The organism is Rhodoferax sp., assembly GCF_028715765.1.
Taxonomy (GTDB): domain Bacteria; phylum Pseudomonadota; class Gammaproteobacteria; order Burkholderiales; family Burkholderiaceae_C; genus Rhodoferax.
Genome location: NZ_JAQURE010000038.1, coordinates 20,027 through 32,028 on the forward strand (window position 1 = coordinate 20,027; position 12,002 = coordinate 32,028).

10 protein-coding genes are annotated in these 12,002 nt (G+C 56.9%); 1 reads left to right on the forward strand and 9 read right to left on the reverse strand.

Annotation, left to right across the window (positions count from 1 at the left end; all coding sequences use genetic code 11):
* Positions 1–143: 143 nt before the first annotated feature.
* Positions 144–1,715: a PAS domain-containing methyl-accepting chemotaxis protein gene (locus PHT20_RS12625; protein ID WP_301020794.1), complete on the forward strand. Its 1,572-nt coding sequence runs from the start codon at positions 144–146 to the stop codon at positions 1,713–1,715.
* A gap of 183 nt (positions 1,716–1,898) precedes the next feature.
* Here the strand turns inward: PHT20_RS12625 and PHT20_RS12630 are convergent, their stop codons facing one another.
* The 9 genes from PHT20_RS12630 to PHT20_RS12670 form a co-directional block, all read right to left on the reverse strand.
* A complete protein-coding gene (locus PHT20_RS12630; RefSeq protein WP_301020795.1) occupies positions 1,899–2,156 on the reverse strand; it encodes a hypothetical protein in 258 nt (85 codons plus the stop codon).
* Between the two features lie 26 nt (positions 2,157–2,182).
* A complete protein-coding gene (locus tag PHT20_RS12635; protein ID WP_301020796.1) occupies positions 2,183–2,614 on the reverse strand; it encodes a putative toxin-antitoxin system toxin component, PIN family in 432 nt (143 codons plus the stop codon).
* Entirely contained in the window at positions 2,611–2,850 is a 240-nt protein-coding gene (locus PHT20_RS12640) for a CopG family transcriptional regulator (RefSeq protein ID WP_301020797.1), read from the reverse strand. The genes PHT20_RS12635 and PHT20_RS12640 overlap by 4 nt, the downstream gene beginning before the upstream one ends.
* Before the next feature lie 210 nt (positions 2,851–3,060).
* Complete coding sequence (locus tag PHT20_RS12645; protein WP_301020798.1) at positions 3,061–4,236, reverse strand: acetyl-CoA C-acyltransferase; 1,176 nt, start codon at positions 4,234–4,236, stop codon at positions 3,061–3,063.
* Positions 4,237–4,297: 61 nt separating this feature from the next.
* Positions 4,298–6,394 (reverse strand): 3-hydroxyacyl-CoA dehydrogenase NAD-binding domain-containing protein, encoded by a 2,097-nt coding sequence (locus tag PHT20_RS12650; RefSeq protein WP_301020799.1) that lies wholly within the window; start codon positions 6,392–6,394, stop codon positions 4,298–4,300.
* 76 nt (positions 6,395–6,470) lie between these two features.
* Positions 6,471–8,843 (reverse strand): DNA topoisomerase IV subunit A, encoded by a 2,373-nt coding sequence (gene parC, locus PHT20_RS12655; RefSeq protein WP_301020800.1) that lies wholly within the window; start codon positions 8,841–8,843, stop codon positions 6,471–6,473.
* Positions 8,844–8,951: 108 nt separating this feature from the next.
* Positions 8,952–9,158, reverse strand: coding sequence for a hypothetical protein (locus PHT20_RS12660; RefSeq protein ID WP_301020801.1), 207 nt, complete (start codon positions 9,156–9,158; stop codon positions 8,952–8,954).
* Positions 9,155–9,682 (reverse strand): AAA family ATPase, encoded by a 528-nt coding sequence (locus PHT20_RS12665; RefSeq protein WP_301020802.1) that lies wholly within the window; start codon positions 9,680–9,682, stop codon positions 9,155–9,157. Before PHT20_RS12665 ends, PHT20_RS12660 begins: the two co-directional genes overlap by 4 nt.
* Complete coding sequence (locus PHT20_RS12670; RefSeq protein ID WP_301020803.1) at positions 9,679–11,799, reverse strand: DUF262 and DUF1524 domain-containing protein; 2,121 nt, start codon at positions 11,797–11,799, stop codon at positions 9,679–9,681. Before PHT20_RS12670 ends, PHT20_RS12665 begins: the two co-directional genes overlap by 4 nt.
* Between the last annotated feature and the right edge of the window lie 203 nt (positions 11,800–12,002).

Consider the following 12,002-nt stretch of genomic DNA (forward strand, 5'->3'; position numbering starts at 1 on the left):
ACACCACAGAAGGTTGAGGCCATCATCAAACCCAATTTTTTGCACCTCAAGGGCAAACACGAAAGAGCAGACGAGGCAGTAGGTAGCAGATCAATCAAAATATATTGATAAAAGCAAATTGATTTCAATCAAGAAATAAAGCCATGCGTTCCAATTTACCAGTCACCAACACTGAAGTTGTCCTCAGCGACACGTTTTCCATCGTCTCTACCACCGACTTGCACGGCAACATCACCTATGCCAACCCGTACTTTGTAGAAATCAGCGGGTATTCGGTGCAAGAGCTGTTGGGGGCGCCACAAAACATCTTGCGCCACCCCGACATGCCGGTTGAGGCCTTTGCGGATTTATGGGCCACCATCAAATCGGGGCGTCCCTGGACAGGTATGGTGAAAAATCGCACCAAATCGGGTGACTTTTATTGGGTTTTGGCCAACATCACGCCGGTATATGACCGCGACCAGCCTGTGGGCTACATGTCGGTTCGAACCAAACCCAGCCGGGACCAAGTCCAAAACGCCGAAACTGCCTACCAGGAAATCCGCAACGGCAATCCACGCCATCTGCGCATTCAAGACGGTGGCGTGGTCAGCCGGAGCCTCTGGGAAAAGCTGGCGCGCGTTGGGTTGAAGCCTCGGCTTCAATTAAGCTTGGCGGTTGCCGTGCTGGCCTTTGTGCTACTGGCATTGCCGGTGCTTTTGCCCAACGTGCTCCCCACCACCCATGCTTTTGTATTGGGAGTGAGTGGGCTGGGGCTGTTGGCGGTGATATCCATTGCCTTGAGCTTGCAGCGCAACGTGCTAACACCCTTGCAGCGCATTACCCACGCGGCACAAACCATGGCTGGTGGCGACTTGACGCGTCAGATAGCCGCGGCCGACCAGTCTGAGCTGGGGCAATTGCAAAACGCTTTGCGTCAAACCAACGTCAACTTGCGCAGCATCATTGGTGATGTGCGCAGCAACTTCAGCAGCATCCACCTGGCCACACAAGAAATTGCCACGGGCAACATGGATTTATCTAACCGCACCGAATCCCAAGCCGCCAGCCTGGAAGAAACATCGGCCAGTATGGCCGAACTCTCCAGCGCTGTGCAGCTAAGCGCCAGCAATGCAGCACATGCAGATGAATCAGCTCAAAGTGCCGCTGCAGTGGTGAAAGAAAGCGGTCAAATCGTGGCGCAGATGGTGCACACCATGCAGGACATCAACTCAGCGTCACGCAAAATTGTGGACATCATTGGCTTGATCGACGGCATTGCGTTTCAAACCAATATCTTGGCCCTGAACGCCGCTGTGGAAGCGGCTCGCGCGGGGGAACAAGGCCGTGGCTTTGCCGTGGTGGCAGCAGAAGTGCGCAGCCTGGCTGGGCGCAGTGCAGCTGCTGCCAAAGACATCAAGCAGCTCATTGACGCCTCCATCACACAGGTAGACAACGGCATGTCTCTAACGGCCGAGGCCGGTGTCAGCATGCAAAAAGCCATCGAGTCGGTTGAAAAGGTCACCACCATCATGGCCGACATCACCAGCGCCACATGCACCCAGGGCGGCAACATTGGGCAGATCAGTGAAGCCATTCGCTCATTGGACGATGTCACGCAACAAAACGCGGCGTTGGTGGAGGAAGCGGCCGCGGCCGCAGGTAACTTGTCTAGTCAAACAGACAATCTGACTCAAGCACTCCAAGTGTTCAAACTGCCCAACCATGCCAGCTAACTAGAAAAAACCGTTAAACCACATCGTCAGTCATCTCCGCACAGGTCAAATCAACCGCCTTCACCACATGCAGCCAAGCGCCGATCTTGGACGATTTTTATTGATAAAAATAGGCTGTAGCGCTTATTTCACATGCTTAAGAAGCTATTTATATAGTAGCAATATGTCGCAGGGTTTACAACGTCATATCCAACCAAAGCCAGGCCAGCACGTAGGCAACGGTGTTGGCCATCGCCTGAGCCTGGTTGCCGCTCGCCCAGGCGGCTTGGGTGGCAGCACCAGGGTGTCTTGCTCAAAAATATAGTCACCCGCGCTGCCTGGCAGGGGCACACCCAGCAGTTGGCACAAGTCAATGAAGTGGGGCTGCGCGCTCTGGCGCTCGTTGAGCGTGTAGGCCGGGCCGCCGGAGCCCCATTTGGTGATGAAGTCTTGGGGGGTCATGGGGGGGCATGGGGTAGTTTTTTGCGTTAGGCCAACCACTGTGAGGCAAAGGCGGCGGGGGTGATCACGCGGGCTTGCATAGTCGCATCTTGCAGCAACAACTTGTCACCCGTGACCAGCACCAAATCTTGGCGACTGGCCAGCAAATCCCATAAAAACTGATCCCCAGGGTCTGGCGCAACCCGCTTGGCCGCGTTGCCGTCAACGGCCAGCACAATGGCGTGCTGGGCCAGATCAACCAGAATCGAATCAACTTCGGCCTCTGACAGCCCATGAAGCTTGCGCAAATGGGGCCGAAGCAACACAGCGCGGTATTCGGCCAACAAAGCTTCAGACAACACATAAGCAAAAGCCGAAGCCAGCATGCCGTCCGAAATACGTGCGACCGGTGAATCCGGATGTGCCGTCAGCAAGCCCGCCACCAACACATTGGTGTCGATGATGAAAAATTGCTTCACGTGGTCTGCCGCATGGCGTGTTGCGCGTCCAAAGCCAGCGCCATGGCTTGCTCGTCACTCAAACCGCTCTTGGTCCGCGCCCGGCGCACCAGGTCTTGGGCTTGCGCGCGCGATTTGATGCCAAAAAAATCAAGACTTTCATCAATCAACTGCCCGATGGTCTTGTTGCGCTGCACGGCCGCTTCTTTCAGCGCCCGGTAGCGGGATTCGTCCAGCGTGATGGTGAGTCGGCTCATGGTGATACCTCACTTTGGTGTTAAAGCACCAATATGCTAACCGACAAAACACTTGTTCGGTCACACGTCAAGTCTCGACACCGTTGGCACTGGGGCGGATGGTGCAGCGGCATCAAGGAGGATGCCGAAGGCCGGGGGACAGCCGCGGAAGCATTCGCCCCAGTGTCAGCGGTGTACACCGCAAAGTGGACATCCAACAAAATGTTGGGGTCAGAGTACTTCAAACACCCCGCAAGCCCCCATGCCGCCGCCAATGCACATGGTGACCGCCACACGTTTCGCACCACGGCGCTTGCCTTCAATCAAGGCGTGCGCTGTCAGGCGCTGGCCACTCACACCATAGGGGTGGCCCACGGCAATCGCGCCGCCATTCACGTTCAGGCGCGCGTTGTCGATGCCGAGTCGGTCGCGGCAATAGATCACCTGCACCGCAAAGGCTTCGTTGAGTTCCCACAGGTCAATGTCGTCCACCTTCAGACCCAGGCGGCCCAGCACTTTGGGGATGGCAAACACCGGGCCAATGCCCATCTCGTCAGGCTCACACCCGGCCACGGCAAAGCCCAAGAAACGCCCCAGCGGCTGCAAGCCCTTGCGCTGCGCCACCACCTCGTCCATGACCACCACGGCACCCGCGCCATCGGAGAATTGGCTGGCGTTACCGGCTGTGACTACACCGCCTGGCACCGCAGGGCGCAAGCCTTTGATGCCGTCATAAGTGGTGCCAGGGCGAATGCCCTCGTCTTGGCTGACCGTGACCTGCTTGGTCATCAAGCCGCGCACTTTGTCGGCCACGCCCATGGTGACGGTGATGGGGGCAATCTCGGCAGTGAACAAGCCCGCAGCTTGCGCGGCGGCCGCTTTTTGCTGGCTGGCGGCGCCAAATTCGTCCATCGCCTCTCTGGTGATGCCATAGCGCCTGGCCACAATTTCAGCCGTTTCCAGCATGCTCATGTAGACCTCTGGCTTGTGCTGTATCAGCTCGGGGTCGCGCAGCATGTGGTTGTTCATTTCTTGCTGCACGCACGAGATGCTCTCCACCCCACCAGCCACATAAATGTTGCCTTCGCCGGTCATGATGCGTTGCGATGCCAGGGCGATGGACTGCAAACCCGAGGAACAAAAGCGGTTGATGGTCATGCCCGGCACGCTGACCGGGCAGCCTGCGCGCAGGGCGATTTGACGGGCTATGTTGGAGCCGGTTGCGCCTTCAGGAAAGGCGCAGCCCATGATCACGTCTTCAATTTCTGCGGCATCAATGCCGGCACGTGCCATGGCGTGCTGCACCACATGGCCGCCGAGCGTGGCGCCATGGGTCATGTTGAAAGAGCCTTTCCAGCTTTTGGCCAAAGGGGTGCGGGCGGCTGAAACAACAACGGCTGAGGTCATGATTTATTCCTAAAAGTAGAGCTACTTACGCTTATTTCATATGGTCTAGAGGCCATTTTTATCAAAATGTTTGACCTTCGGATGCCAAGCGTGCCAAGAGCGGCGCGGGTTGCCAAAAGCGGGCATCATCGAGCGGGTTTTGGGCAAAGCGCTGCATCGCTTGCACCACGTTGAACAGACCCACCTCGTTGGCGTAGTTGAGCGGCCCGCCGCGATAGACCGGAAAGCCATAGCCAAAGATGTAAACCACGTCAATGTCGCTGGCCTTGTTGGCAATGCCTTCTTCAAGAATATGCGCCGCTTCGTTGACCAGACTGAACACCAGGCGCTGGACGATTTCTTCGTCTGAAATCTTGCGCGGGGTTAGGCCCAGCGCAGCGCGGTGGTCTTCGATCATTTTGACCACCTCAGCGTTGACAATGGCATCGCGCTTGCCCGGCACGTAGTCATACCAACCAGCACCCGTCTTCTGGCCAAAACGCCCCATCTCACACAGCAGGTCTGCGGTTTTGCTGTATTTCATATCAGGCTTTTCCACATAGCGGCGCTTGCGGATGGCCCAGCCAATGTCGTTGCCCGCCAGGTCACTCATGCGAAACGGCCCCATGGCAAAGCCAAAAGCTTCCATGGCGGCGTCCACTTGCGCGGGGGTGCAGCCTTCGTCAAGCAAGAAACCCGCCTGACGACCATATTGCTCAATCATGCGGTTGCCAATGAAGCCGTCACACACGCCCGAGACCACCGCTGTTTTCTTGATGCGCTTGGCCAGCGCCATGACAGTGACCAACACATCGGGGGCGGTTTGGGTGCCGCGCACCACTTCCAGCAGCTTCATCACATTGGCCGGGCTGAAAAAGTGCGTGCCCAACACGTCTTGCGGGCGCTGGGTAAAAGCAGCGATCTGGTTCACGTCTAGCGTGGAGGTGTTGCTGGCCAGAATGGCACCGGGTTTCAGCACCCGGTCGAGCTCCTTGAACACGGCCTGCTTCACGCTCAGTTCTTCAAATACAGCCTCAATCACCAGGTCAGCATCTTTGAGGTCGTCATAACTCAGTGTGGTGCTGAGCTGCGCCATGCGCTGCTCATATTTATCTTGTTTGAGCTTGCCTTTTTTGACCTGCGCCTCGTAGTTTTTGCGGATGGTGGCGATGCCACGGTCTAAGGCCTCTTGCTTCATCTCCAGCATCTTCACCGGCAAACCGGCGTTAAGGAAGTTCATGGCAATGCCGCCACCCATCGTGCCAGCCCCAATAATTGCTACTGAGTTGATAGCTCGTTGCGCAGTATTGGCGGGCACATCAGGCACTTTTGATGCTGATCTTTCGGCCATGAACAAATGCCGCAGGGCACGGCTCTCGGGCGTCCACATCAGGTTAAGGAACGTGTCGCGCTCCAAGCGCATGCCGTCGTCAAACTTGCGTTGGGTGGCCGCCTCGACTGCGTCCACACACTTCAGGGGTGCGGGGAAGTTTTTGGCCATGCTGCCCACCATGTTGCGGGCAAACTGAAAGTAGGCATCGCCTTGCGGGTGCTGGGCTGGCAGGTGGCGCACCAGTGGCAGGGGGCGCAACGACGCCACCTCAGCCGCAAAGGCCAGCGCCTGCGCCAGCAGTGTGACGGGGGAGTCAGCCATTCTTTGAAACAACTGCTGGCCAGGCACCTGCATCAGCAGCTCGCTGTTGACCGATTCGCCGCTCACAATCATGTTCAACGCGGCCTCCACACCCAGTGCGCGCGGCAGGCGCTGGGTACCACCGGCACCGGGCAACAAGCCGAGTTTGACCTCAGGCAGCGCCACTTTGCAACCAGGCGCGGCTAACCGATAGTGGCAGCCCAGCGCCAGCTCCAGCCCGCCGCCCATGCACACGCTGTGCACTGCGGCCACGATGGGTTTGGTAGCGGCTTCAAGCGCCAAGATCACACTCAGCAAGTTGGGCTCTTGCAGGGCGATGGGCGAGCCAAATTCTTTGATGTCGGCGCCACCAGAGAAGGCGTTGCCAGCCCCAGTGATGACGATGGCTTTGACCGCAGGGTCGGCTTGAGCCGCACCCAGGGCAGCCGTCAGGGCACGGCGGGTGGCCAAACCCAACCCATTCACAGGCGGGTTGTCCAGGGTGATGACGGCGATGCCGTCAGTCACAGCGAGATGGGCAGTCATGGCGCTTTCCTTTAAAAATAGAACGATCGTTCTATATTTTAGAGAGCCAATATCACCCAAGCTTCAAGGGTATGTCCTACTCCACCCGTGTGATTTTGCTGGGCTTGAAGCCCAGGTCGGCCAGCTTGCCTTTGCGCGCCCGCAGGCCACGGGCGTTGTTCAAGCTGCGAATTTCAAGTGTTTCATCACGCACCTTGCCACCGCGGCCAATGCCGTCAATGCGCACGCTGCGGGTGTAAGCCGCTGCACCAGCCAAGGTGTCTTTGTCTTCAAGAGCCAGCAGCATCAGGCCACGGCCACCGCTGGGCATGGCCTTGAGTTCAGTCAACTCAAAGGTCAAAATCCGCCCACCTGTTGACGCGCATGCCACATGGCTGGCAGGGCTCACGCCGGTGCCAGGGTTGGCAATGACGGACGGCAGACACAGCGCCTCGCCCGCATTGACCGTGACAAACGCCTTGCCCGCCTTTTGTCTTGAAATCATGTGCGCCACCGTGGCGGTAAAGCCGTAGCCACCACTGCTGCACAGCAGCAAGCTGGCCTGCGTCGGCCCGGCAAAGTAAGACACCAGCGTGCTGCCCGCTTCCAGCTCAATCAAGCTGGTGATGGGTTGGCCGTCGCCCCGCCCGCCGGGTAGCAGTGACACCGCCACCGAGTACACGCGACCATTGGCACCAAAGGCCAGCAAGGTGTCTACCGTGCGGCATTCAAAGGTGGCAAACAGCGCGTCACCGGCTTTGAAGGTGTACTCGGGCGCGGCGCCGCCACTGAGGCGGTCTCTGGCCCAGCCTTTTTGCGCCCGCACCCAGCCCATTTGACTGACCACCACGGTCACCGGCTCGTCCACCACCTTGACCTCCAGTACGACTTTTTTCTCAGCTTGAATCAGGGTGCGGCGGGGGTCAGCAAAGGCTTTGGCATCGGCTTCAATCTCTTTGACCATCAGGCGGCGCAGGCTGGCGGGGTTGGCCAAGATGTCTTCGAGCTTGTGCTGGTCTTCACGCAGGCCAGCCAGCTCTTGCTCGATTTTGATGGCTTCCAGCCGGGCCAGCTGGCGCAGGCGGATTTCCAAAATATCTTCGGCTTGCCGGTCAGACAAGTGAAAACGCGTCATCAGCGCAGCCTTAGGCTCGTCGCTCTGGCGAATGATGGCAATCACTTCATCAATGTTGAGCAGCACCATTTGCCGCCCTTCCAGAATATGAATGCGGTCTAGCACCTTGCCCAGCCGGTGACGGGTGCGCCGCTCAATGGTGGTTTGCCGAAACGCAATCCATTCGGTGAACATCTGCCGCAAAGACTTTTGCGTGGGCCGGCCGTCGAGCCCGATCATGGTCAGGTTGATCGGGCTGGAGGTCTCTAGGCTGGTGTGCGCGAGCAGCGTGTGGATGAAATCCTGGTGGGCAATTTTGCTGGTTTTGGGCTCGCACACCAGGCGCACGGCGGCATCTTTGCTGGACTCATCGCGCACCCCGTCAAGCACGGCCAGCACGGTGGCCTTGAGCTGTGTTTGCTCCAAGCTGAGGGCTTTTTTACCGGCCTTGACCTTGGGGTTGGTGAGCTCTTCAATCTCTTCCAGCACGCGCTGAGTGCTCACGCCTGGCGGCAGCTCGGTCACCACCAGTTGCCATTGGCCACGCGCGAGCTCTTCAATCTTCCAACGGGCACGGCATTTGAGCGAACCGCGACCGCTGCGGTAAATGTCGGCAATGTCGACTGCGCTGTTGATGATTTGGCCGCCACCGGGAAAGTCTGGGCCTGGCAGCAAGGCATAAAGATCGTCGTCCGCCAGCTCTGGAGACTTGATCAGCGCCACGCACACATCGGCCACTTCGCGCAGGTTGTGGCTGGGAATTTCGGTGGCCAACCCTACCGCAATGCCGCTGGCTCCGTTGAGCAGGGCAAACGGCAGGCGCGCGGGCAACTGGTTGGGCTCTTCGGTGGAGCCGTCGTAGTTGGGCGAAAAATCGACCGTGCCTTCGTCAATTTCATCAAGCAGCAGGTTCGAGATTTTGGCCAGCCGGGCCTCGGTGTAGCGCATGGCCGCAGCGCCATCGCCATCACGGCTACCAAAGTTGCCGTGGCCATCAACCAGCGGGTAGCGCAGCGAAAAGTCTTGCGCCATGCGCACTGCCGCGTCATACACCGATGAATCGCCGTGGGGGTGAAACCGCCCCAGTACATCACCCACCACGCGCGCACACTTGACCGGCTTGGCACCCACATTGCCATTGGTGCCGCCAAAGCCCAGCCCCATGCGGCTCATGGCGTACAAAATGCGCCGCTGCACCGGTTTTTGGCCATCGGTCACGTCAGGCAAAGCCCGGCCTTTGACCACGCTCAAAGCGTATTCGAGGTAGGCACGCTGGGCATAGCTGGCCAGGTTCAGCGCGTCATCGCTCTCGGGCTGAATCGGTGCTGGCGTGTCGAAAATCAGTTCATCAGTCATAAAAAATGCAAAACGGGTTTATATCTTCAAAAAATCACAGGGGATTCAGCATCGGCGAGGGGTAGCGGTGTTACCCGCCTCGCTAGACGCCTCGGAAAGTCCAACAGATCAATGACGTTCGGGGCGCACAGCGCATGCAACGTCCAATCGGATTGGATCAGGCTCAAGCGTCTGTACCCTGCCACCTTGGGTGATGACCAACTTCGTACCCGTTCGAGCCGCAATCTCGCGTGCCCGGCACGCTGCACGACTCATGGCTGCCACGGTGAAACGCAGGTCTTCATCACGCGCCTGGCCGATAGGTTGCTGATTCATGGTTTTTCACTCCAATCTGAAAGTGTTGGTTGTTCACCGGAATTGTCATAGAGCGCCCAAGCGTCAACTTTAGGCGCGTAAAGCTGATGAAAATTAACCAAGCCCTGCTGAAAACGGCGTCGAACCACATCTTCGGCAATGTGATGCCCACCTTGCCGAACACGCTGGGCAACACGAGCCACTGCTTGATCCGCGCTGGCCAACTGCAGAAATACAAGCTTGACCCGGTAACCTGCAGCTTGCCATTGATCAATCATGCGCAAATAGCCACGACCGGCCAAGGTGGTCTCCAAGGCAAAAGACCGATGGGCTGCGAAGTGTTGGTCTAGCGCTTCGAGCATAAGCCGACCCGCTTGCAGCGCTGCTGCCTCAGGCGAAAAAGGCGACAACCCGGCCGCGATCAAATCCGCATTTACAAACACGGGGCAATTCGCCTCGTTGGGCAAAAACTCACGCGCAAAAGTGGTCTTACCAGCGCCATTCGGGCCAGCAATGATCAGGACTTTCAATCCACCGGCGTTCATGCCTCCAGGCTTCCCATTTGCAGGTCAAACGCCTGACGGATCAGCCCAGTCACATAGGGCAATTGATCGTGGCTTGACAATCCGACCTCCACGTTGCCATTGCCCCAACGGCCAATGCTTGATATGTCGCGGCACATGCCCTTGGGGTCTTCAATGTCGCCAATGTTCACGTTCAGCACCAACAGCAAACGTTTGGACTGAGGCACCACATCCACAAAATTGGTTTCAGCCTTGTAGGCCACATAAAGCTTCAAATAGTCTTCGCTCACGCAAGGGTCAAGCGCCAACACAGCTTGACGCAAGCCTTCAAACAACGCACGCATCGGCCCACTGACAAGATGCGGATGGTCACTGACGGTGTAATGCTGAGTCATCTTGGTTACACAGGAGCCATAAGCCGCCAGCACATCAGCTGGCAATTTTGGGGCGTTCCAGACCTTGAGTGCTTCAGTGGCCAGACGTTCTGCGCGTGCTTCAATGGCCGCCTCGTCCCACTTCTCGAGCTGTCCTAGGCCGTCATTGAGGTTCAAGGCGCTGAACTTGAAACCAATTTTTTTGCCGTCTCTGCTGGTGATCTGGTCACGTTTGAAAGCAAAAGCGTGGTCGCTGTATTCGCTGTTGTAACCCGTCAGGGTGAGATTGCCCAAGGTGTGCAGCCAGGTTTGATGAATACGCGACCAATCTGAGCCCAACTCAGCCTGCCATTGCGGGGACAAAGCCTCGTTTTGTGGCAGGATGTGCTCAATGGAATAGTCCTCCACGACCACTGGCTCTTTGCGGCCATGGTTTTCAAGGCGGCGCAGCCAATAGCTGCGGCTGCGAAAGTTGTAAAGGTCTCGACGCTTGATGTCGCGCCGGAACTCTTCATCGGCAGGAAAGCGGCGGTAAGAAGGCAGCATGAGAAAGGCCGCCTTCACGCTTTCAAGGTAGTGCTCTTTTTGCAGGGTGCGACTCAAAGCTGCAAATGTTTTATTCAGTGAGTTGGTGGGAATGGCGCAGATGGCACGACGAAACACGTAGCTCTCCACCCATCGTGTGATAGTCAACACCTCATCAGCAGTCAAACACCCTTGCTTGAAATCGTGGTAAATGTCCAGCAAGAATGGGTATGCCACGTCAACTTTGAGTTCACGCAGATCGTGGAAGGCTTGCTTCAAGGCAGCGTCATTTTCTGCACCCAATGCCATGGCACAGTAATGCGTGGCGTAGCCATGAATGTCCGCCACCAGGCTTTTGATGTCATCTTTGAAACTTGCTGAAAAGGCTTTGAAAGCCGTGTAGACCTCACGTACGTTCGGAATCTCGCCGGTTTTGGCTGTCAAGTAGTGGCGCATGAAGGGGTCAAAATGCACCCCATAACCGGTCTGACCAAACGCTTTTTCCATGGGCCGCCAATAAGCCATGTAAAGCTCAGTCTGCAGCTTCGGCTCAAGCCCCATCAGGATGTAGTTGCGAATCAAGTCAGCCTGACTGAGTTCAAGGCCGGTTGAGTTCATGCTTTCAAAAATTAACTGCGGATTGTCTTGAGATCGATCCAGGGAGACATCCACAATGACCAGCTTGGCAAGGCCCTGGCAGATGGCCTCCAACTCAGCTTGGTGTGCCTCAATCAAGCCTTGGAAAAGTTCATAGTTCTCAATGATTCTGAGACTCGCATCAGCCGGTAGGGGCGTGCCGTTGATGATCGCCAACCACGTGTTTTTGTCAGTGTCCGACAAGATTAGTTTGTAGTGACGCTCACCCTCCTCATAAGGGTTCAAAAGATAGTAGTTGCGCAATTTCTTTGCCGAAAAAGCTTCAAGCAGCTCAGCATGACCCTTGATTTCAAAGTGCTTGGCCAATGCAGCAATCAGAAGTGTACCGGTGGTTAAGCGCTGTTGACCGTCAATGACCATCAGCGGTTCTTGCGCCACCACGTTGTCCTGCCCACGCTTCACATAAACCACTGCCCCGATGAAATGGGCCTTAATGGCGGTACTTCTGCCTGCTCGCAACAGGTCAGACCATAGCTGTCGGCACTGTATAGCCGTCCAGGAATAGTTCCGCTGGTAAATGGGAATAGCGAACTGCGGCGACTTCTGTAAAAACGTCAGCAGATTGGCTTCTGTGGCTTTCATGTGATTATCCTGTCATGTGACACTTAGTAGGTTGGAAAAGCTGGCTTTGACAGCGGTTTTCCAGCTGAAGAGTTAACTTTAACGTGAAAGAACGGCGTATCCGGGCGAGTGTTACCCTGACCCCGCCCTGGTCAAAAGCAACGCGACAACAGTGATTCGGTCAGCGACTCAGACAGGAGTCGGTACAAACCCGTATTTGGTCA